The organism is Sporosarcina sp. E16_3 (genome assembly GCF_017347125.1).
Lineage (GTDB): Bacteria > Bacillota > Bacilli > Bacillales_A > Planococcaceae > Sporosarcina.
The window spans coordinates 76,214-99,062 of record NZ_JADPRX010000004.1 but is presented as its reverse complement, the minus strand read 5'-3'; the positions used below and the strand labels follow the sequence as shown (position 1 = coordinate 99,062).

Annotated in this window: 22 protein-coding genes; 21 read left to right on the top strand and 1 reads right to left on the bottom strand. The window is 43.4% G+C overall.

Annotation, left to right across the window (positions count from 1 at the left end; translation table 11 throughout):
• Nucleotides 1-115: 115 nt before the first annotated feature.
• Entirely contained in the window at nucleotides 116-1,345 is a 1,230-nt protein-coding gene (locus I2483_RS05140; RefSeq protein ID WP_346267698.1) for a nucleotidyltransferase, read from the bottom strand.
• Nucleotides 1,346-1,462: 117 nt separating this feature from the next.
• Here I2483_RS05140 and I2483_RS05135 point away from each other — a divergent pair, with 117 nt between their 5' ends.
• The 21 genes from I2483_RS05135 (at nucleotide 1,463) to I2483_RS05035 (ending at nucleotide 22,781) form a co-directional block, all read left to right on the top strand.
• Nucleotides 1,463-1,996, top strand: coding sequence for a YceD family protein (locus I2483_RS05135; protein WP_186669529.1), 534 nt, complete (start codon nucleotides 1,463-1,465; stop codon nucleotides 1,994-1,996).
• Between the two features lie 23 nt (nucleotides 1,997-2,019).
• Complete coding sequence (gene rpmF, locus I2483_RS05130) at nucleotides 2,020-2,193, top strand: 50S ribosomal protein L32 (protein ID WP_149580379.1); 174 nt, start codon at nucleotides 2,020-2,022, stop codon at nucleotides 2,191-2,193.
• 407 nt (nucleotides 2,194-2,600) lie between these two features.
• The gene (locus I2483_RS05125) at nucleotides 2,601-3,359 is read left to right on the top strand and encodes an enoyl-CoA hydratase/isomerase family protein (RefSeq protein ID WP_207174196.1); all 759 of its coding nucleotides are present in this window, start codon (nucleotides 2,601-2,603) and stop codon (nucleotides 3,357-3,359) included.
• A 192-nt stretch (nucleotides 3,360-3,551) separates the two neighbouring features.
• Nucleotides 3,552-4,913: an acetyl-CoA carboxylase biotin carboxylase subunit gene (locus I2483_RS05120; protein WP_207174195.1), complete on the top strand. Its 1,362-nt coding sequence runs from the start codon at nucleotides 3,552-3,554 to the stop codon at nucleotides 4,911-4,913.
• Complete coding sequence (locus I2483_RS05115) at nucleotides 4,910-5,125, top strand: biotin/lipoyl-containing protein (RefSeq protein WP_207174194.1); 216 nt, start codon at nucleotides 4,910-4,912, stop codon at nucleotides 5,123-5,125. The genes I2483_RS05120 and I2483_RS05115 overlap by 4 nt, the downstream gene beginning before the upstream one ends.
• A gap of 193 nt (nucleotides 5,126-5,318) precedes the next feature.
• Nucleotides 5,319-6,869, top strand: a complete 1,551-nt coding sequence (locus I2483_RS05110) for an acyl-CoA carboxylase subunit beta (protein WP_207174193.1) — start codon at nucleotides 5,319-5,321, stop codon at nucleotides 6,867-6,869.
• A 313-nt stretch (nucleotides 6,870-7,182) separates the two neighbouring features.
• Entirely contained in the window at nucleotides 7,183-8,082 is a 900-nt protein-coding gene (locus tag I2483_RS05105) for a 2-dehydropantoate 2-reductase (protein WP_207174192.1), read from the top strand.
• Entirely contained in the window at nucleotides 8,082-8,471 is a 390-nt protein-coding gene (locus tag I2483_RS05100; protein ID WP_186671324.1) for a DUF3397 family protein, read from the top strand. The genes I2483_RS05105 and I2483_RS05100 overlap by 1 nt, the downstream gene beginning before the upstream one ends.
• 95 nt (nucleotides 8,472-8,566) lie before the next feature.
• On the top strand, nucleotides 8,567-10,183 hold the full coding sequence (bshC, locus tag I2483_RS05095) for a bacillithiol biosynthesis cysteine-adding enzyme BshC (RefSeq protein ID WP_207174191.1): 1,617 nt from the start codon (nucleotides 8,567-8,569) through the stop codon (nucleotides 10,181-10,183).
• A 192-nt stretch (nucleotides 10,184-10,375) separates the two neighbouring features.
• On the top strand, nucleotides 10,376-10,807 hold the full coding sequence (gene mraZ / locus I2483_RS05090) for a division/cell wall cluster transcriptional repressor MraZ (protein WP_207174190.1): 432 nt from the start codon (nucleotides 10,376-10,378) through the stop codon (nucleotides 10,805-10,807).
• Nucleotides 10,808-10,839: 32 nt separating this feature from the next.
• Nucleotides 10,840-11,772: a 16S rRNA (cytosine(1402)-N(4))-methyltransferase RsmH gene (gene rsmH / locus I2483_RS05085; protein ID WP_207174253.1), complete on the top strand. Its 933-nt coding sequence runs from the start codon at nucleotides 10,840-10,842 to the stop codon at nucleotides 11,770-11,772.
• 16 nt (nucleotides 11,773-11,788) lie between these two features.
• Nucleotides 11,789-12,160 carry a cell division protein FtsL gene (ftsL, locus tag I2483_RS05080; protein WP_207174189.1) on the top strand — a complete coding sequence of 124 codons (372 nt, stop codon included), beginning with the start codon at nucleotides 11,789-11,791 and terminating at the stop codon, nucleotides 12,158-12,160.
• Nucleotides 12,157-14,358, top strand: coding sequence for a penicillin-binding protein (locus I2483_RS05075; protein WP_255550271.1), 2,202 nt, complete (start codon nucleotides 12,157-12,159; stop codon nucleotides 14,356-14,358). The genes ftsL and I2483_RS05075 overlap by 4 nt, the downstream gene beginning before the upstream one ends.
• A gap of 57 nt (nucleotides 14,359-14,415) precedes the next feature.
• Nucleotides 14,416-16,329, top strand: coding sequence for a penicillin-binding transpeptidase domain-containing protein (locus tag I2483_RS05070; RefSeq protein WP_481886316.1), 1,914 nt, complete (start codon nucleotides 14,416-14,418; stop codon nucleotides 16,327-16,329).
• Between the two features lie 70 nt (nucleotides 16,330-16,399).
• Nucleotides 16,400-17,371 carry a phospho-N-acetylmuramoyl-pentapeptide-transferase gene (gene mraY, locus I2483_RS05065; RefSeq protein WP_207174188.1) on the top strand — a complete coding sequence of 324 codons (972 nt, stop codon included), beginning with the start codon at nucleotides 16,400-16,402 and terminating at the stop codon, nucleotides 17,369-17,371.
• Nucleotides 17,372-18,721, top strand: a complete 1,350-nt coding sequence (gene murD / locus I2483_RS05060) for a UDP-N-acetylmuramoyl-L-alanine--D-glutamate ligase (protein ID WP_207174187.1) — start codon at nucleotides 17,372-17,374, stop codon at nucleotides 18,719-18,721. It abuts the gene before it with no gap.
• Nucleotides 18,722-19,063: 342 nt separating this feature from the next.
• A complete protein-coding gene (gene ftsW / locus I2483_RS05055; protein WP_207174186.1) occupies nucleotides 19,064-20,155 on the top strand; it encodes a putative lipid II flippase FtsW in 1,092 nt (363 codons plus the stop codon).
• A gap of 15 nt (nucleotides 20,156-20,170) precedes the next feature.
• Entirely contained in the window at nucleotides 20,171-20,962 is a 792-nt protein-coding gene (locus I2483_RS05050; RefSeq protein WP_207174185.1) for a cell division protein FtsQ/DivIB, read from the top strand.
• Nucleotides 20,943-21,665, top strand: coding sequence for a DUF881 domain-containing protein (locus tag I2483_RS05045; protein ID WP_207174184.1), 723 nt, complete (start codon nucleotides 20,943-20,945; stop codon nucleotides 21,663-21,665). The genes I2483_RS05050 and I2483_RS05045 overlap by 20 nt, the downstream gene beginning before the upstream one ends.
• A 24-nt stretch (nucleotides 21,666-21,689) precedes the next feature.
• A complete protein-coding gene (locus I2483_RS05040) occupies nucleotides 21,690-22,409 on the top strand; it encodes a DUF881 domain-containing protein (protein ID WP_207174183.1) in 720 nt (239 codons plus the stop codon).
• A gap of 3 nt (nucleotides 22,410-22,412) precedes the next feature.
• Nucleotides 22,413-22,781, top strand: coding sequence for a small basic family protein (locus I2483_RS05035; RefSeq protein WP_186671313.1), 369 nt, complete (start codon nucleotides 22,413-22,415; stop codon nucleotides 22,779-22,781).
• The last annotated feature ends 68 nt before the right edge of the window (nucleotides 22,782-22,849 follow it).

Genomic DNA, 22,849 nt, shown 5'->3' with positions numbered 1-22,849 from the left:
TCTTTGATACCCGGTGTGCAGTGCCAGCTGCTGCCACAATTTGAAGGGCACAAATGGTGTCAGTAACTGGCACAATGCATTTTTCTCCATGCTCCTAGTGATTGTTTTTGTATCTTTACTTAACGATTATAGGATGCGTATTATAATCGACACCGATACGGGAACTAGAAGTCCCATTTCCGATTCCCAGCGCGTACATATCCGCTGCGTGGATATCGAAATCAAGTGAAGGATTTGAGAAGGCGGCTGCTTTGCTAACAAGAGGAAGCTTCAGCCTTTTTTTATGTTCATTCAAATATAATCTTCCGGCAGCTGTCATTCCAAGTAATCGTAGATAGGAGGGAGTTTTCATAGTGCTCCGTATATCGTACGTAAAACCGGTGAAAATATGAGTAAGCATGCGCTGAAGTCGAGTCCAAGTGTACCTTTTTGATTTCACATCCTTCATGAAGCCTTCAAACGTACCGTTATTAGCTGCTGCACGGTACAACAGATTTTCAATTCCTTCTGTTACGTCTGCAATCATAGCGAGACGGTTAGGCCCTTCCCGTAAAATTGTGAAACGGAGCTGGGGATAGAAAGTTGGCCAGTTTCCGAATGATTGATTTTCAGCTTGCCAGTCGTGTAGAATTTCGTGTGCTGTACCGGGCATGAAATCTATAATTGCCCCGAGCGTATCTGATTCGAAAAAGGATTTTCGGATACCAGTTGCACTCGCAATCGGGTTACCCGCTACAGCGTCGTCATGGTACTGGGCGACAATACGCGGAATTGTGACAGCTTTCATTTTGGAGCCAATATCCCTTGTGGCCTCTATATAATGAAAACCTAAAATATTGTTCGGTTTTGAGAGGTCAGCTAACGGTCCTTCGATTTTTAAGGAATTGGCAGCCATGATATAAGCCTCATTTAACGCTTTCGGATAACTGAGTCCACGGCTGACAGCATCTTTCACAGTTTGTTCATAATTGCCGCCAGCTTGTTGTATTAGGCGAAGACTTCTTTCGAAAGGTTCAACTTCACCATCTTCGCTGCCGAAGCAGAAAGAACTGCACTGAGCAGCGTCCAGTAGCTGAATAGCGCCTCGGGCGAAGTTTGGTGCATTAGATGTCGCAAATGCATAAGGGAGCTCCAAAACGATGTCCACGCCGTTTTTTAAGGCCATTTTCGCACGGGCCCATTTATCAACAAAGGCAGGTTCCCCTCGTTGAAGGAAATTACCGCTCATAACGGCAATCACAATATCTGATCCAGTCAATACTTTTGCTTGTTTTGCATGGTGAAGATGTCCGTTATGAAACGGGTTATATTCAACGATAATTCCTGAAGCTTTCAAATTCGTCACTCCTTTGCTACAATGAATATTAATTATACCTATGCGGTTGAAGAAGTGACAAGAAAATATCTTGACATCCCTTTTCGCCCATTATATAATCAACATTGTTGTCTTGAGGTGATAGACATGAAATGGTCAATCCATCAATTGCAGAGATACAGACAAGGTGCGATGCCGCTTGACGAAGCTGTCGACCTTGAATCCGTGAAAAAACGGAATCCGGAAATCCGGAATATTACGCCTGTCCGAGTGACCGGAAGTTGTACAATCGGCTCCAAGAAATTGATATGCCGATTCCGGCTTGAAGGTACGATGACATTGCCTTGTTCTCGAACATGGGAAGACGTTGAATTACCATTCTCAATCGAAGCTGACGAACAGTTCAGCTGGGATGAAGAGGTTCTCGCAGCAGATGATGAAATTCATCCTGTTGTGGGTGAGGTAGTCGACCTGACCCCTGTATTTGAGGAGCTCGTCCTCCTTGAAGTGCCGCTTCAAATTTATGGTGAAAGTGCCAAAGATATGCAAGAGGCAGAAGGAAAAGGCTGGTCATATGCGACTGACGAGGTGTACAATGCCAGGCTCCGAAAGGAACTGGAAACGAAAGTGGATCCTAGATTTGCCGATTTGGCAAAACTCTTTGAATCCAAGGACGAATAGGCGAACGTAAGGAGGTGCCCCAGATGGCTGTACCAAAAAGAAGAACATCCAAAACAGTTAAAAACAAGCGCCGTACGCATTATAAATTGCAAGTACCGGGAATGACTACTTGTACTAACTGTGGCGAAATCAAATTGGCTCACCACATTTGTAAATCATGTGGAAATTACAAAGGAAAAGAAGTTGTAGGCGAATAAGTAAGATTTGCCTACGAAGGCTACCGTGAGACCATGGCTCACGGTGGCCTTTTTTCTATACCCAGAAAAGCGGAGACGACCGCTTAGATGCGACAGGCATTGGGAAAACTTTAATTCCTTCATGCACCTGGAGATTGTTTAGTGTGTTCTTTTGTAGCCGGAGTGTGGTACCAGCTGCTGCCACAATTCGAAGTGCACGAATGGTGTCAGTAACTGGTACAATGCATTTTTTCCATCCTACCGGTGATTGATTTTCAATGTAGACTGAGCGTAGGCGCCTTAAAGGGGTAGCCGAAGCCGTAAGACTGACGGCGAAGCTGTCTGGCTTATGGCGGGAGGCATCGCCTAGAGCCGAAGCGGATTGAAAGGAATCTATATTTAGAATTTTATACAATGGGGGAATCGACATGTCTTACAACATTGCAATCGAAAATGGAATTGCTACATTTACAATCAACCGTCCTGAAATGCGCAACGCCATCAACTATGCTGTCATGGATGGGCTCGAACAATTTCTAAATCGTATTGAAAATAATGAAGATGTCGCATATGCCGTTATTACAGGTGCGGGAGATCGGGCATTCTGTTCGGGTGGAGACTTATCTGAATTCCATACCTTGCGTACAGCCGATGAGGCCTATCCAATGCTAAGTAAAATGGCAGGCCTATTATATAGGGTTGCCACACTGCCGATGCCCGTCATTGCGGTCGTCAATGGTGCTGCTGTAGGTGGTGGTTGTGAAATTGCTACATCTTGCGATTACAGGGTCATGTCATCCACTGCGAAGGCTGGTTTCATTCAAGGGACACTTGCCATTACCACGGGGTGGGGCGGCGCTACGCTGCTGTTTGAAAAAGATGGCAAGCATGACCGTGTGTTACGTCTACTTTCTGAAGCCGAGGTGTATACGGCTGATCAAATGCTTGAAACGGGTTGGGCAACAGAGATTTATGAGGGCACTGCTGAAGAAGGACTTCAACGGTTTCTTGCCAAAATGTCTGCTCATCATCCGACTGTCCATCGGGCGTATAAAACGATTGCTATCCGGAAATGGACGGCTGATTTTATTCGTGACCGAATGATTGAAGAATCACGACAATGCTCAATTCTTTGGGGAAGTGATGCACACCATGAAGCGGTGGCAAATTTTTTGTCGAAAAAATAAAATTTCGCACTAACCGCTGTACATGTCTTATGCATGTGCGGCGGTTTTTATGTGGTATTGAAAAATAACTTTTGACTAGTCGAAATGGCATGAAAAGATGTTTTTTTCAGACAAAGGTTGAAATCGCTTTCATCCATCGTATAAACTAGAGGGGGATGGAGAAATACACAACAAATTGTTTGGGGGATTAATATGGATAAAATACTGATTGCGAATCGTGGGGAAATCGCTCTTAGAATCATAAAGACTTGTAAGCGCCTTGGTATTGCTACTGTCGCTGTCTATTCGGAAGCGGATGCGGACATGCCGTTCGTGAAAGAAGCGGACGAGGCGTTCTTGCTAGGACCTGCACAAGTTCAACAATCCTATTTAAAAGCGGACGATATAATTGAAATTGCGGTTCGTGCCGGTGTGGGCGGTATTCATCCGGGCTATGGGCTTCTATCAGAAAATGCGGAGTTTGTACGTAAAGTACAAGCTGCGGGTATCCGATTCATCGGACCTGATGCGGACACAATTGATAAGATGGGTGACAAGATCGGTTCACGTGTGACGATGAAAGCAGCAGGGGTGCCGGTCGTGCCTGGAACTGACGAAGGAATTGCATCTTTGGAAGACGCCATACGTGAAGCGGCTGAAATCGGTTATCCGATTATGCTAAAAGCGAGTGCTGGTGGTGGTGGAATTGGTATGGTTCGTTGTGAAGATGAGCAAGCGCTCAGTCAACATTTTCAATCAGTAAAGACTCGTGCGAAAGCGTATTTTGGAGATGATGTTGTTTACTTGGAAAAATTCGTAGCAAATGCACGCCATATCGAAGTGCAGATTTTTGGAGACAACTTCGGGAATGTTGTCCATTTGTTTGAACGTAATTGTTCCGTACAACGACGCAACCAAAAAGTGATTGAGGAATCACCATCTCCGCATTTGCCAGACGAAGCACGTCATTGTCTTTATAAAGCGGCTGTCGATGCAGCGAAAGCGGTTTCTTATAAAAATGCAGGAACAGTAGAATTCATTGTCGATGAAAATAATGAACTGTACTTTTTGGAAATGAATACTAGACTTCAAGTTGAACATCCGGTGACCGAAGAAGTGACTGGATTTGACCTTGTCGAATGGCAGCTTGAAATTGCGAAAGGCAATAAACTTCCAGTGATTGATCAAACCAAAATCAAATCAACTGGACATGCCATCGAATTCCGTATTTATGCGGAAGATCCGATCAAATTCTTGCCATCACCGGGGACAATTAAAAAACTTGATTGGGGAGATACTTCGGGAATCCGTATTGACTCAGGATATGTTGAGGGTGGAAAAGTGACGCCTTTCTATGATCCACTCATCTCGAAAGTAATCGTTCACGCAACAACACGGGAAGAAGCAATTCGGAAATCGGAAAACTTCCTTTCGAAAGTAGAAATTGAAGGCCTGAAAACGAATATACCTTTCTTCAATAACTTCCTGAAATCTGAGGAATTCCGTACAGGCGACTATTCGACAGCGGTTTTAACCACATGGAGCGCACAACAAAAGGAGGAAACAACAAAATGACAGCATTAAAAGCAACTATGGCAGGTACAGTATTTACAGTGAACGCAGCAGTAGGGGAAGAAGTAACGGCGGGACAAGTTATCATCGTACTCGAATCGATGAAAATGGAAATTCCAATTGAAGCGGAAACGGCTGGGAAAGTAGCAGCGATCAATGTACAAGTCGGCGATTTCGTTAACGAAGAAGACGTTCTAGCTACAATCGAAGCCTAGAAAAGCGCAAGCGCCTTGGTAGGCCCGAAAAGCGCTGGAAGGCCTAAAGATAAAGGCGCTTTTTGCCTTTAACTTTAGGACTGAAGCGACTCGAGGGACTAGGCGCTGGAGCTGGACAATAGAAAAGCGCAGGGCACCTGGAGTTGGACAAAAGGGAAATGCGTAGAAATGGTTGACGAAAGGGGTTTTTAAAATGACTAAAGCAACAGAACAGACGGCTTATAATGAAAAACTGGAAGCGAAACTGCAGGAGGTTTTTGCAGGAGGCCATCCCAAATACCATGAAAAGTTGAAAGAGCAGAACAAACTTTTCGTTCGTGATCGATTGGAACTTCTTTTCGATGAAGGGGAATATACAGAAGACGGCAGGTTTGCCAATTGTGAAGCAGGGGATTTACCTGCGGATGGTGTCGTAACGGCGATGGGGAAAGTGAACGGCCAGACAGTTTGCGTTATGGCGAATGATTCAACGGTGAAGGCAGGGTCATGGGGAGCCCGTACGGTTGAGAAAATTATTCGTATCCAGGAAATTGCTGAGAAGAACCGTGTACCAATGCTCTATCTTGTCGATTCAGCGGGAGCTCGTATAACAGATCAGCTTGATATGTTCCCTAACCGTCGCGGTGCAGGGAAGATATTCCACAACCAAGTGAGATTATCGGGTTTCATCCCTCAAATTTGTGTTCTTTTCGGTCCTTCCGCTGCAGGTGGCGCGTACATACCCGCATTTTGCGACATCGTAATTATGGTAGAGGGCAATGCGTCGATGTATTTAGGTTCACCGCGTATGGCCGAAAAAGTAATCGGTGAAAAAGTAACGTTGGAAGAAATGGGCGGCGCCCGCATGCATTGTTCAGTGAGTGGGTGCGGCGACGTGCTTGCGGCGAATGAAGAGGAAGCGATTGCGGAAGCGCGTCGTTATCTAGCATTTTTCCCTGCAAACTTTACAGAAAAACCTGCTGTAAATGAAACGGTGGAGGCGAAAGTTGGTCGGACGCTTGAAGCAATCATTCCGGAAAACCAAAACGCGCCATTTGATATGTACGAAGCGATTGATGCATTGATTGATGAAGGTAGTTACTTTGACGTTAAGAAATTGTTTGCTGGCGAAATTATTACTGGTTTGGCTAGAATCGAAGGACAACCGGTCGGTATCATTGCCAATCAACCAAAAGTAAAAGGTGGAGTCTTGTTTGTGGATTCTGCAGACAAAGCAACAAAATTCATTACTCTTTGTGATGCATTTTCCATTCCGCTGCTGTTCCTCGCTGACGTTCCAGGATTTATGATAGGAACGAAAGTTGAACGTGCTGGAATTATCCGCCACGGTGCGAAATTGATTATGGCGATGAGTTCAGCAACTGTGCCAAAAATCTCAGTGATTGTTCGTAAAGCTTATGGAGCGGGTCTGTACGCAATGGCTGGTCCGGCGTTTGAACCAGATGTCTGTATCGCGTTACCGACTGCTCAAATTGCGGTTATGGGACCTGAAGCGGCTGTAAATGCGGTCTATTCGAATAAAATCGAAGCGATTGAGGATCCAAAAGAGCGGATTGCATTCGTTCAGGAGAAACATAAGGAATATAAAGAAGAAATAAATATTTATAAGATGGCCTCTGAACTGATTATTGATGAAATTGTAGCGCCGTCAAGCTTAAGAGGTGTGCTCGCAGATAGATACCGATTCTACAGTACAAAAGATGTTCCGCAACCACCAAGAAAACATCCAGTATATCCTGTATAATCAAACAAAGAACAAAAAAGGGTCCACTGGCATTCAGGTGGGCCTTTTCAATTAAAGAAAAACAAGTATAATTTTTTGAAACGGAACAGTGTCTAGCTTCAGGCGCCACCCAGTTGGGTCATAAGTCGTTTTGCTGTGGTGGCTGAAGTGCGCCTCCTCGTGCCTACAGGAAGTAGGTATGCAGTGGGGAGGGATTGAACTACATCCCTCCTTGTTGCGCCAGGACGTCGCGTACTTAGACTGCTTTCCAATTCACTTATGCCTGTAGGGGCTGAACGGCGCCTTGTGCTTTTCTCAGAAAGGAGGGAAATATGTGGGGGTAATCATTGCAGGTGCAGGTTCAATTGGACTCCTGATGGGGTCGTTCTTGTCGGAAGCTGGAATGGACGTAACGTTCTACGTAAAGAGAGAAGAACAAGCTGAACTAATTCGGGCGAAAGGAATTCAACGCATTAATCAAGACAAAACGACAGACGTATTGCGTGTGCATGCGACGACGGATATCCGAAATCTATCGGGTGCAGCGCTTTGGGTTGTGGCGGTCAAATATGCAGGTCTCCGTGACCTCCTTTCAGAAATGCAGGAGACACATATCGTCAATCCTGTTCTGTTCGTTCAGAATGGCATTGGACATTTGGAACTGGTGAAAAACTGTGAATTTCCGCATGTTGCATTTGCGACTGTCGAGCATGGAGCGCGTCGGGTAGATGACCGTACTGTTTCGCATAAAGGGGTTGGGTTGGTAACAATCGCAACCGCCCGTGGTGACGACAGACTATTCGATTTGGTTGGACGGGCACATTCGGACAACTTTCCAGTTAAACGTCATTCAGATGCGGAACAGATCCTGCTACGCAAAGTATTGATTAATTGCATGATTAATCCATTAACAGCTATTCTTAAGGTGGAAAATGGGGAATTGCTGACAAATGATTATTGCCTAACCCTTTTCAAAGCTTTGTATGAAGAGCTGCTAGGTGCGTTCCCAGAAATGCGGTTGATTCTTTCATATGAAGACGTAGCGGATGTCTGTAGAAAAACTGCATGCAACCAATCGTCGATGCTAGTGGATCGTTTAGCTGGGCGGCCGATGGAAATCGAGACAATTGTCACTGCCGTTATCCGCAAAGCGAATGGACGTAACAAGTCTTTACCGTTTCTTGCGACATATGAACAGATGCTGTTTGCCGTTGAGTGGAAAGGGGCAAATTGATGAATGAAGTGATTGCTACATTTCTAGGAATAATCATTTTGTTTCCGTTCTTTGTTACGATTGCCTTCATGGTTGTTATGCGAAAGATGGGCAAAGCTCCGGCATCTATCCTCGGGCTTGCGGCGGACATCACGACTCCGTTGCTATTTCTAGCGGTCTATGTCGTATCACAGGTGGTATTCGGACAAGAAATATGGATTTACATAATAGGGATTGCAATCATCATAGCGATTGTCTACGCCTTCATTGAACGCAACAAAGTGAAGGAATTCCAAATTGCCCGGCTCCTGCGGAAAACATGGCGATTTTACTTTCTCGTTTTATTGGCCGCCTATATCATTCTTCTAATCACTGGGCTGGTAATGAAAATCGTAGAGTATGTAACATAGGTATCCGTGTATATTGTGTAGGCGTATATTTTTCAATCCTGTAGCTTGAAATGTTATACTCTGTTCATACCGATAGTTACAAAGGGGCATGAATAATGGAATTAGAATCATTAGTATTACAAGAAAAAAATAAAGTGATGCAATCGTATAATAACGATAAAGAATTTCTACATACTTTTTTTGATTATGAAAATGAAGAAAGTTCTTATCCCGATAGGCTAAAGGAACTTGCAGGTCGTACGTTTGAAAGGCGTCAGCTTGCAGAAACAATCCGTTCATTCATGGAGCCATTTGGAATATCAGCGAATGCTACTACGCATATTGAAGAACTTGCTGAAAATGCAGTTGCCGTAGTTGGAGGGCAGCAAGCGGGTATTTTAACGGGACCCCTATACTCTGTACACAAAGCGATATCTGTTATCCTGCTTGCGAAAAGACAGAGGGAGAAACTAGGTGTACCTGTTGTCCCTGTGTTTTGGGTTGCAGGTGAGGATCATGATTTGAATGAAATTAATCATGTCTATACGGAAATGGAAGGCCGCGGGGCGAAACATCAATACCGTGGAAATTTCGTACTGAAGCTGATGGCATCCGATGCGGAGTATGACAAACAAGTGATGGCATCGTTAGTGAAAGAAGTTTTTGGCAAGTATGGTGAAACGGCATATACAAAAGACTTGTTGGATGAAGTCCTTGGTGCGGTGGAGCAGGAAGAGTCGTTTACACAGTTTTTCGTTAGTCTCATGAACGGTCTTTTCAAAGAAGAAGGTCTATTATTCATCGATTCAGCATTCATACAGTTACGGGAGCTCGAAAAACCCTATTTTGTTCATTTAATTGAAGAAGCTGAGCACCTTGCTGAAGTAATTTCAAACAAGGAAGAACTGTTTGCAGAAAAAGGGTTTGGTACTCCTATTGATGCTGAAATGGATGCGGCGAATCTCTTCTACATTCATGACACGGGTCGAGTTCTGCTTTCAAGAAAAGATGATTTTTTCGTCAATGAAAGTTCAGGTCTCCGGTTTTCAAAAGCCGAGATACTGAGAATCGCTAACGAAGAACCTTGGCTATTAAGCAATAACGTCGCGACAAGACCGCTGATGCAGGACATGGTCTTCCCGGTACTTGCATTCGTTGGAGGACCTGGAGAAATTGCTTATTGGGCAGTCTTGAAAGAGGCGTTCCATCATCTAGATATGAAAATGCCAATTATTGTACCAAGGATGTCAATGACATTGGTAACACCACAAGTTAAGCATGCATTGGACGGGAAAAACTTTACGATGGATGACGTCATGTCGGGAGCAGTAGTCACTGCGCGGGAGCAATTCATAACCGGGTTACAGGATGAACGTTTTGATTCGGTTGTGGATGAAACGGAAAAGATATTGGGCCAGCAGTATGAAAAAATTGCTAAATTTGCAGAGCAGCAAGGACCTATGATGCAAGAGTTGCTCGAAAAAAATCTTCGTTTCCACACAAAACAGTTGGATTATCTTAAAGGTAAAGCAGAAGAAGCAGTATTGTTGAAGCATGACGCGGAACTTCGCACATTCGGCATACTGGAAGGGGAATTGTTGCCTGAGGGCGTGTTGCAAGAACGACTTTACACGCCGTACACCTATTTGAATAGTTATGGACCAACCCTCATCCAGGATCTTCTAGGATTACCATTTGAAATGGACGGGACCCACAAAATCATCTATTTATAAGCGGTGAACTAGAAAGACACTTTTGCAAGCACAGTTTGTGCTGCGGGGGTGTCTTTCTTTAAATTCAGAAAAATCTCACTGAAACAAGTACTATTGACACATTTTCACGTGAAAATAGCATAAATGTTAACAAACCGGTGGAGGAATGTGGGGGGATGTGGTACATTAATTTCATATAGTGGGGTGAAGAGTATGTTCATGGGCGAATATCAGCATACTGTCGATATAAAAGGTCGCTTGATTGTTCCTTCGAAATTTCGGGAACATTTAGGTGAGGGCTTTGTATTGACTCGCGGCCTGGACAACTGTCTCTTCGGTTATCCGATGGATGAATGGAAACGTCTCGAGGAAAAGCTTAAGGCTTTACCCGTGACGAAAAAAGATGCTCGTGCATTTGCAAGGTTTTTCTTTTCTGGAGCAACGGAAGTTGAACTGGACAAGCAAGGTCGCATTAATATTCCGGCATCATTGCTCCAATATGCAAAGGTTGAAAAAGAGTGTGTCGTAATTGGAGTTTCAGGCCGTATTGAAATCTGGTCTAAAGCATTGTGGGATGCCTATTATGATGAATCTGAACAATCGTTCAATGAAATCGCAGAAAATATTATCGACTTTGATTTTTAACTAAAATGAATTTGTGAAAGTGGGCGGTTCCAATTTTTAACCATACAACTGTTTTACTTTATGAAGCCGTCGAAGGCTTAAATATAAAAAATGATGGCATATATGTTGATTGCACTTTAGGTGGAGCCGGTCACAGCGTAGAAATAGCTAAGAAATTATCACCTGAAGGAAGACTTATCTGCTTCGATCAAGATATTACGGCAATTGAAGTGGCGAAAGAAAGATTGAAGGATTATCTTCCTCAAATAACATTTGTCCATTCAAATTTCAGAAACTTGAAATCTGAATTGGCGAAAATAGGGATTTCAACGGTGGATGGCATTCTTTATGACTTAGGTGTCTCATCACCTCAACTAGACACAGCCGAACGTGGATTCAGCTATAATTTGGACGCGCCACTTGATATGCGTATGGATACGGATGCGCTATTAACTGCGTATGATGTTGTTAATGATTGGTCGTATGAAGACTTGGTCCGCATCTTTTTCCGTTATGGCGAAGAAAAATTCTCGAAAAGAGTAGCGCGTAAAGTTGAAGAAGCAAGACAGCAATCCCCAATCCAAACCACTGCCGAACTTGCTGAACTGATCAAGCAAAGCATCCCGGCGGCAACAAGACGGACGGGCGGACATCCCGCGAAAAGGGTGTTCCAAGCAATCCGTATCGCTGTGAACGATGAACTTGGCGCGGCTGAGGATTCTTTAACGGATGCGATTACAGTACTTAACCCTGGAGGACGTATTAGCGTCATCACGTTCCATTCATTAGAAGACAGATTGTGTAAAACCATTTTCAAAGAAGCGTCTTCTTTACCGGATCTTCCACCGAATTTACCCGTAATACCGGAAGGCATGGAACCAATACTGAAATTAGTAACAAGAAAACCGATAATACCAAGCGAAAAAGAGATAGAAGAGAATAAGCGGGCAAGATCCGCTAAGCTCAGAATTGTAGAAAAGAAATGAAAGGGGAAATTTGTGAATGGCATTAGAACAGAGAAAATTCCAAACGTCATATATTCGTGAAATTGAAACGCCAGTAGTTCCAAGAAAACAGCCTGAAGTACGGCCTTCTCGTAAAGTCTTTTCTGTCGGGGAGAAATTCCTGTTCGTGCTGTTTGCAACAATTCTTGTCCTCTTCTCAACAATGATTCTACATACACAGGCTCAAATTAATGATACAAACAGGGAAGTGCAATTGCTTGGAAAGGATGTTTCAGAAACAACAAAACAAAATATGGAATTGTCCATCCTAGTGAAAGAAAAATCTACATATGATCGCATATGGAAGAAAGCGAAGGAACTTGGCTTGAATCCAAACGAGAACAACGTAAAGGTTGTGTCTGGACAATGAAAAAAAAGTTTCGATTCCAATGGGGAGCCTTTCTGATGTTTTTGGTATACGGAGGGCTCTTTTTCCTTTTGTTTGGACGAATAGTATTCATTCAAGCAACGGGACAAGCGGAAGGAAAAGTGATGGCGACGCTTGCTGAGTCGAAATACGCGAGAGAATCGGAATTGAAAGCGGATCGGGGAACGATTGTTGATCGAAACGGAGAGCTTATTGCCTCCGATACGTTGAGTTACCGGCTCATTGCCGTATTGAGTGAAAAAGCAAGCAAAGATTCTAAAAAACCATTGCATATCACTGATATTAATAAAACGGCTGAAGTGCTTGCTAACTATATTCCACTTAAAAAAGATGCAATTGTATCCCGCCTGACGAATGTGAAAGCAGATACATATCAAGTTGAATTCGGAAAGGCTGGCCGTGATATTAGTCACGAAACTGTTTTGGCGATTAAAAAGCAGGAACTGCCTGGACTTCTTTTCATTGAAGACCAAACTAGATATTATCCCAATGGTGTTTTTGCGTCGTATTTAGTCGGATTTGCTATGAAGGAAGAAGATAGTGAAAAAAATATAACTACTGTTGGGAAAATGGGTTTGGAGAAAACATATAATAAAGAGTTAAATGGCACTGATGGCAAAGTTAACTTTAAGTCGGATAACTTTGGCTTCAAGTTGCCGAAAGCAGAAGAAGCAATTGTCGCAGCCAAAGACGGCTATGAAATTCAGTTGACACTCGACAAGACCATTCAAAATTTCATGGAAGATGCGATGAATCGTGTTGAAAGTGAGTATTCACCAAAAAAAATACTGGCTGTCGTAGTGGATCCGAAGACTGGGAAAATACTAGCAATGAGTCAGCGTCCTGCATTTAATCCATCTACCCGTGAAGGTCTTACGGAGAACTGGTTAAATCAGGCCGTTGAAACGACAATCGAACCGGGCTCTACAACTAAAATGTTTACAGTAGCTGCGGCAATTGAAGAAAAAAAGTGGGTTCCGACTGACTTCTATAAATCGGGTCAGTACACACTTTATGATCGAACAATCCGCGATCATAATATTACTGGCTGGGGTTATATTTCGTTCCTAGAAGGTTTCCAAAGGTCTTCGAACGTGTCGATGGCTTATTTACTGGAACGAATGGGTGATAAAACATATATTGAGTATTTACGGAAGTTCGGATTTGGAGAAAAGACTGGAATTGATTTGCCGAATGAAGCACCGGGAAAAGTTCTGGATACGTATCCAATCGAACGATTGACAACTGCATTTGGTCAAGGTTCAACGGTTACGTTAATGCAGATGGTTCAAGCGGCAACAGCGATTGCCAATGATGGTGTTATGATGAAACCGTATGTGATCGATAAAATTACTGATCCGAATACAGAAAAAGTCATACAGGATCAGAAGCCTGAGGAAAATGGAAGTCCGATTTCTGCTAAAACAGCAAAAGAAGTAAGGGAATTACTTGCTTCAACAGTTACGTCTGAATATGGGACTGGTAAAAAGTTTGCACTTAATGGCTATACAGTAGGCGGTAAAACGGGTACTGCTGAAATTCCGAATCCTTCAGGAAGAGGCTATCTAGCTGGACACGGGAATTATTTGTATTCATTTCTCGGTATGGCACCAGCAGAAAATCCTCAGTTACTAACATATGTACTTGTACAGCAACCGAAACTGAAAGTAGGAGAAATCGGTTCTGATCCGGTATCGAAACTATTCACCTCTATTATGGATAATAGTTTGCGCTATATGAACATTGTTCCCAGTGGAGAAGATATAGTTGAGCCAACTGTTATTGGTGACTATACTGGAAAAGATTCGGCTGAAGCAATCGTTAAATTGCAAAAAGATGGCTTTGTCCCTGAAATCATTGGTGAGGGTGGAAAAATCGATATACAATATCCGTATGCCGGTACGAAACTCGCGGAAGGGTCAGTCGTCCTGTTGCAGACAAAAGGTGTCACCGCATTGCCTGACTTCACTGGATGGTCAAAAAAAATGGTGCTTTCGTATAAACTGTTATCCGGGCTTGATTTACGGCTTAACGGAGATGGCTATGTAACTGAGCAAAGCCTTTCAAAAGGGGCTGTAATCGGACTAGAAGATCCAGTTGTTATTAAGTTGCAGTCGCCATCTGAGATCCATAAACCTATAGAAGAAGAAGCTGAAGAAAAGAGTGTTGTAGGTGGATAACGAATAGCCGTCCGTGTCACATCATACGTTGATAGAAAAACGAGAGGTGTGTAACCGCTGCGAACGTTTATACAATTGCAATCTAAAAAAAGGTTACGAGCAGTATTTGTCATATTTTTAATCTGTTTAGGAATGGTCGTTGCAAAGCTATTCCATGTACAAATTATTAAACATGAATGGCTGAAAGAACGCGCGGAAGCGAACTGGGATCGTGAAATCCCATTCGGAGGAGTACGCGGGGACATTGTAGACCGCAATGGGGGCCTAATTGTCGGCAACAGGCTAGCGCCGACCTTATATTTTATGCCGTCCCAAAATCATGAAATAAAAAGTTCAGCAATGGCAATGGCATCCATTCTTGGCGTTAATGCAGCCGATTTGGAAGCAAAAATGTCTGAAAAAGCATATATGGTAAAACTGGCGCCTGAAGGGAAAAATATAACAAAAGAGCAGGCAGATGAAATAGCCCTTCTGCAAATAGATGGATTGTATACTGGCGTTGATTTTGCAAGGCATTATCCAAACGGGGAGCTACTATCTAGGTTGGTTGGCTTTACGGGTTATGATGGGAATGGATTGGCAGGTATTGAATACGCATATGATGAAATCCTACAAGGAACGGGTGACAAGATTCGTTTGTACACGGATGCTAAAGGAATTCCGCTTCCGCATGTGGATGATGGTTTTAAGACAGGGACAAAGGGCGCAAACGTAGAATTGACAATTGATTTACGAATGCAGGAAATTGTTGAGCGTGAAATGTTGCAGGCGATGGAAAAGTATGATGCCACTCAAGCGCTTGCCATTGTCATGAACCCTAAAACAGGTGAATTGCTTTCGATTGCCTCCGCACCGACATTTCATCCAGCGGAATATCAAAATGTAGATCCAAGTATTTATAATCGGAATTTACCTGTTTGGATGACTTTCGAGCCGGGTTCGACATTCAAAATTTTAACGCTAGCCGCGGGACTTGAAGAAAAAGTTATTGATCTTAATAAAGAGCATTTTTACGATCCAGGTTATGTAATGATTGCAAAAGCGAGATTACGCTGTTGGAAAAGAGAAGGCCATAAGGATCAGACATTTCTAGAAGTCGTTGAAAATTCATGCAATCCTGGATTTGTTGAAATTGGCCAGCGATTAGGGCCGGAAAAGTTAAGTAAATACATCAAGGACTTCGGTTTTGGAGAATCAACGGGATCAGGAATTGCAGGCGAATCAAAAGGAATTCTTTTTTCCGAAAAAAACTTTGGTCCTGTCGAACAAGCGACAACCGCATTTGGTCAAGGTATCTCGGTGACGCCGATTCAACAAGTTCAAGCTGTTGCCGCGGCGATAAATGGTGGTTATCTGTATCGTCCGTATATCGTGAAGGAAATTACAGATGATAAGGGAAAGACTCTTCAATCATTTGGTCCGGAAATGCAACGACAGGTAATCAGTGAGGAAACATCCAAGCAAGTTAGGGAAGCGCTAGAATCGGTAGTTGCAAATGGTTCCGGCCGTAATGCGTTCACAGATGGACTGCGTGTTGGTGGAAAGACTGGAACTGCACAGAAAGTTGTCGATGGTGTTTATAAAGACGGTGATTATATCGTTTCGTTTATCGGATTTGCACCAGCGGATGATCCTGAACTTCTCGTCTATATCGCGATTGATAGTCCGAAAAACTCCATTCAGTTCGGGGGCGTCATAGCAGCTCCTATAGTAGGTCGAATCATTGAAGAAATCGCCCCGCTAGCCGGCATTACGGGCAGGGAAGGGCAAATCGAAAAGGAATACAGATGGGGTGACCCAATAACTCATCGAGTTCCCAATCTTACGGGAATGACAAAAGGAAAAATCGCTAGTCAATTGTATACGTATCGTATTGAGTGGCACGGTTCTGGGGAACAAGTTAAATACCAGTTACCCCTCGCTGAAACATTAATCACGGTTGATGATGTTATTCACGTTTACACTGAGTAACCAATTAAATGCAAAGTCTGATGTAGCTCAAATAAGTGGCTACATCAGAAGGTAGAAGGAGAAAAAGTTTATGACACTTGTCACCACATTGACGGCCATTGCGGTCGCGTTTACCATTTCACTATTATTGGGATTTGTTATTATTCCAGCCCTTAGAAGATTGAAGTTTGGGCAGAGTATCCGGGAGGAAGGCCCCAAAACTCACCAGAAAAAGGCTGGTACACCTACGATGGGCGGGCTTATTTTCATAGGTTCAATTATCATTTCGACGCTCGCCCTTTCATACATATATGACGTGCTGACGACACAGACGATTGTCTTGTTGCTCGTTTTTGTAGGTTTTGGCATCATCGGTTTTCTAGATGATTTTATAATCGTCGTTTTGAAAAGGAATCTTGGGCTCACGTCTATTCAAAAGCTGATTGGCCAAATTATCGTTGCAGTGGCTGCATTCTTCCTTTTGAAGTTAGGACCGTTTGATACTGCAGTGCAAATTCCTTTCACTGAATTTGAAATTGAGCTGGGTGTATTCTATGTTGCATTCCTTATTTTTTGGCTTGTTGGATTTTCCAATGCAGTGAATTTATCGGATGGACTAGATGGCCTTGTTGCTGGGACATCGTCTATTGCTTTTGCTGCATTTGGCGTGCATGCCCTTATATATGGCCAACATGATATTGCAGTCTTTTCTTTTGTTGTTACAGGAGCAATGCTTGGCTTTTTGGTTTTCAATGTCAAACCGGCTAAGGTATTTATGGGGGATACGGGATCCTTGGCACTAGGTGGGGCACTTGCAATGATTTCAATTTTAATTAAACAGGAATTCCTACTTGTCATCATTGGAATTGTATACGTCATTGAAACGCTTTCTGTTATTATCCAAGTGATTAGTTTCAAGACGACTGGTAAACGGGTGTTTAAAATGAGTCCGATTCACCATCATTTTGAATTATCGGGTTGGTCCGAATGGAAAATTGTACTTGTTTTTTGGGGAGTCGCTTTTTTGGCGGCAATAGTCCCTGTCTTGCTGGAGGTGATGTAAGTGAAAAACGCCAATCAGTTTAATGGAATGAATATCCTTGTTCTTGGTCTAGCGAAAAGTGGCTGTGCTGCATCATCACTATTGCATGCAGCTGGTGCTCATGTAACGGTAAATGATGCATCACCAGAAGCGGGTAATGAAGAGGCGGAAGGGCTTCGCTTGAAAGGAATCCGAGTTATATGTGGCGGTCATCCTGCAGATATTCTTGACGAGGGATATGATATCGTTGTGAAAAATCCAGGAATCCCTTACAGTAATTCGGTGGTTGTGGAAGCAATTAGCAAAGGTATTCCGGTGTGGACAGAAATTGAACTTGCTTCCAGAATAAGTGAAGCACCAATTGTGGGAATTACAGGTTCGAACGGTAAAACGACAACAACAACCCTGCTGTACCATATGCTTAATATCGGCAGTAAGCAGCCGCTTATTGCGGGTAACATTGGGACGGTCTCTTGTACTGTTGCCGAAAAAGCTACGAAAGAAAATATCATCGTCCTAGAGGCATCGTCCTTTCAACTAATGGGGATAGATACATTCCGTCCGAAAATAGCTATCTGGACGAATTTGTACGATGCACATCTTGATTATCATGGAACTTCTGAAGCGTATGCGGTGGCAAAGTATAGCATCACGAAAAATCAAACGGCAGAAGATTACTTTATCTACAACGATGATCAGCCGGAACTTAAGAAGTATGTAGCTCGCTCAACCGCTGCGAAAGTGCCTTTTTCTTTGACTGGAATGAAAGAAAATGGAATATCAGCTGATGACAAGCAAATATACTGGAATGGGCAACCTTATGTATTGAGATCCGTCATCAAGTTACCGGGACAGCACAATCTTGAAAATATTCTTGCTGCAACCGCGGCTGCAATCCTCTTAGGGTGTGAAAAAAATGCAATCGAAAGCGTGCTAAGTTCCTTTACCGGTGTACGTCATCGGATGCAATACGTTAAGGAATTAAATGGCCGGAAGTTTTACAATGATTCAAAGGCAACGAATACGCTAGCTACGAAAAGTGCATTAGCCGCATTCGATGTGCCAACTATTCTTATTGCGGGCGGATTGAATCGAGGACAGTCATTTGAAGAGTTACGATCTTATATGGGCGATGTAAAAGCAGTTGTCGCTGTAGGAGAAACTGCAAGGGAGTTTTCGGAATTTGCAGCGTCATGCGGTGTAGAAATAATCATAACTGCCGCGGATGTGAAGGATGCTGTGCGGAAAGCCTACCCACTTACTGTTGCAGGGGATATTATCTTGCTTTCACCCGCCTGCGCCAGTTGGGATCAGTACCCAAGTTTCGAGGCTCGGGGCGATCAGTTTATCGAAGCGGTTATGGAACTGTAAGAGTTAATGGGTGTCTTTAGCTCCTAGAGATTGTTCAGTGTGTGCTTAGGTACCAAGTGTGTAGCAGCTGCTGCCTATCAGTTCCGGCTGCTACCACAATTTGGAGGGCACAAATTGTGTCAGTTACTGTTACAATGTACTTTTCTTCATGCTACTTGTGACTGTTTTATATGTGTAAACAGAATGAAGGCGCCTTACAAGGGGCAGCCGGACCCTAAGATTAGCGGCTAAAAGCTGCCTGGCTTAGGGTGGCAGGCATCTCCGAGCGCCGCAGCGAATTCAATGGGGTTCTGTATTTCAACTTATATAGTCATTTACATGATCCAGCAAATTTGCGGAAGGATGCGTTCACTGGAAGCTAAGTTGAAAACGTCATTTATCGTTTCTGCCGTAGCCCTATCATTCATCGGATTGGCTTTTGTCCATTCCGCTGGTTCGTATTGGGGAGCGGTCCATTATGCTGACTCCTCGCCGTTCATCGTGAAACAAGCAATTTATATGGCAGTGTCAATCGGCATTGCTCTTGTAATTATGAAAAGTCCTCTGACATCGAGTCCGAAGACATGGACGTTTGTTTATTGGATGACAATCCTGTTACTCGTTGCTGTGCTTATTCCGGGGATTGGCGCAGTGAGGAATGGATCTCAAAGCTGGATCGCACTTGGCCCATTTAGTATTCAACCTGCCGAGTTCGTCAAAGTTGCACTTATTGGGAAGCTGGCATGCAGTATGGACAAAATTCATGGAAAAGGAATATTTCGGTTTGGCCACTTCGGATTGATCTTGTTACCTGCTGCCCTTATCATGCTGCAACCGGATCTTGGTTCTGCCGTTATTATGATTGTCTCAGCGTTCGTTATTCTGTTCATTGCAGGCTACCCACTAAAGTTTTTCGCATTTCTTGGTTTTGCTGGTATAGGTGCCTTTGTAGCGCTGATTGCCGCGGCGCCTTACAGGTTGGATCGTATCAAATCGTATATCGACCCATGGAGTGACCCACTTGGTAAGGGCTTCCAAGGAATTCAGTCGTTGTTTGCGATTGCGCCTGGAGGATTGGTTGGTCATGGTTACGGCAATAGCCGCCAAAAGTATCTCTATTTGCCTGAACCGCAAAATGACTTCATTTTTTCGATTATCGCGGAAGAATCGGGATTCATTGGGGCGACGTTGGTGTTGTTGCTATTTGCCGTTTTGTTGGCTTCAACTTTCGGAATCGCAATCAGAACGAAAGGACGGCATGCATTTCTGATGGTTGCAGGCATGGGTTCGATGATCATTTTTCAAACGTTCTTGAATGTCGGCGTTGTATCAGGGCTTTTGCCCGTAACAGGTGTCACTTTGCCTTTTATAAGCTATGGAGGCTCATCATTGATGACGACGTGGATTGCGGCTGGGACCATCATGCATTTTACAGTGGGTAGAAAATCTAGTTGATAGAGGAGGGGCAAAATGGACAAAGTCATTGACATTGAAGAGCGAATTCCATCCTTGCGGGAAAAGCGTCGCAGAAAAACGAATAAAAAATTCCTGTTCATGTTGACTGTGTTTGGTGTTGCGCTCCTAGCTATCCTTTATTTTCAATCCCCACTGAGTAAGCTAGAGATGATTAAGGTTAGCGGTGCGGTTCTCCACGAGCAGGCATTTTATGAGGAAAAAAGTGGTTTAACAATTGACAACTCTCTTTGGAGCTTCAGTACCGATGACATCGAAGAGTCGATGGAGAAAATCGAAGGCGTACAAAAGGTGTCAGTGTCACGAAAATGGTTTAGGAGTATTGAAATCGAAATTACCGAATGGAAGACGGTTGCCTACCTAGAAGACGGGGGACAGTATAGCTTACTGTTAGAAAGTGGAGAAACGTTTCCAACCGGCATGTTGTTACCCGAGGCTGAATCGCCTGTCTTGAATAATTTCAAGAATACCGAAACGCGAAAGCGGATAACAGCACAGTTGCTGAAAATGGACGACACTGTCTATCACTTGATTTCAGAAGTTATTGTTACAGGGGATGAAAAGGATTCGGATAGTATTACAGTCTATATGGACGATGGTTTCGAGGTCCGCGCATTCATCTCAACGTTTGCTGAAAAAATGGCTTATTATCCGGATATAACAGCACAATTGAACAGCTATGAAAAAGGTGTAATTGACATGGAAGTCGGGACGTTTTTCACTCCTTTTAGTAAAGTATATGGTCTAATAGGGGAGGAGGAGGAGCCGATTGACGAAGAAGGTGAATGATGCATACAAAAAGAGGGGAAGAAGTATTCTTTTTTCGGTTGTATTTCTTGTACTGGGCTTTATCCTCGCGTTTTCATATCGAACCCTTGGTATAAACCAGGAGACCGATAGTACTGGATCGCCAGCATTTAACAAGGAAGAGGATTACCGGGAAGGGTTAATCCGTCAGCAGGAACGGAATAAGGAACTGACTGATGAAATCGCCGCCAAGCAGGAAGAGATACGTGAGTATGAACGTTCTTTCTCCATGGGGGAGAAAGATCATGCCAGTCTCGTTGATGAGGCTAAAGATCTCCGCTTGCTGCTTGGTGTAATCCCTGCTATCGGACAAGGTGTTAAGGTTACTTTGAAAGACGCCGACTACGATCCTGTTGAACAGAATCCGAACGATTATATTGTTCATGAAAGTCATATTCTTCGGGTCGTCAACGAATTAAGGATTTCCGGAGCGCAAGGATTAGCGATAAATGGACATCGAATCACATCAAATTCTTATATAAAATGCACAGGGCCAGTCATTACGGTTGATGGAAGAACTTATCCGGCACCATTTGTTATAGAAGCGATTGGTGATATGAACGTTCTTTCTTCGGCATTACATTTAAAAGGTGGTGTGATCGATAGCCTTATTCGGGATAATATCGTCGTTACTACAGAACAGTCAAAGGAAATCAGGCTGTCAGCTTTGCGCAATGAGAGTTGAGTAATGGTGTAGGGGGTTGGACGGATGAGAAAAACAATACACTGGAGATTTACACTGATTTTGCTCCTCGTCGGGTTTATGACAGCCGTTCAATTTAATTCGATGAAAAACCCGGAAGAACGAGATACGAGGGACATTTGGGCAATCCGTCAAGCCCTAGCAAGCGAGAAGCAATTCCATTCTGAATTGCTTTCTGAAATTCGTGAGTTGGACAAGACAGTACTTACATACAAATCGATAAATATAGAAAACACGGGGAGAGCTCTAACCCAAACAGTGGACAAGCTTTATCGGCAAGCGGGTGTTACTGACGTTGAAGGACCGGGTATTATTATCAAAGTTCGGCCATCTGCTGAAAGTGTGGCCTTGGGTTTGCCAATCACTGGAATATCCCCAGATTTACTTACCCGTTTTGTCAATGAGTTAAATCGTTTTAAAAGCCTCGTCTTCGAAATTGATGGCAAAAGATATACGATATTGAGCTCCATCAGAGATATTAATGGAATGACGACTGTAAATGGGTTGAATGTTTCAACACCGCCCTTTTCCATGAAAATCATTTCCCCGACCCTTGCAGAAAGCGAGAAAGTATACAATTATTTAGTAGCCTCGGCGATTCACGATGACTTTTATCTGGATGATTTAATCCTTGAAGTTGGGGAACCAGAAATGGCGGTGGAAATCCGCGGTTATCCAGAAAGGTTGGAAAATCAATTTTTAAAGGAATTGCCGAAAGGGGAATGACTTATGTGGTTACCATTACTTGGTCTTGTACTCGGAATTTCGCTGGGTCTATTATCAGATATTCAAATTCCACAGGTGTATGACAATTACTTATCGATTGCTGTACTCGCTGCTCTTGATACGCTATTTGGTGGTATCAGGGCTCATTTGCAGCAAGTATACGATGATAAGGTGTTTGTATCTGGATTCTTCTTCAACATAGCACTGGCGGCCGCACTGGCGTTTTTAGGGGTGCATCTAGGAGTCGATTTATATCTTGCGGCAATTTTCGCATTTGGTGTCAGGCTATTCCAAAACATAGCCGTAATTAGAAGGATACTGCTTGTAAAATGGACAGAGCGGGGGAAAGTTTCCAACACAAATGTACATTAATGAAGGGGTTTGAATAAGAGATGTCGAAAATATTTAGACAATGCACTCCCAATGCAATAGAATGGGAG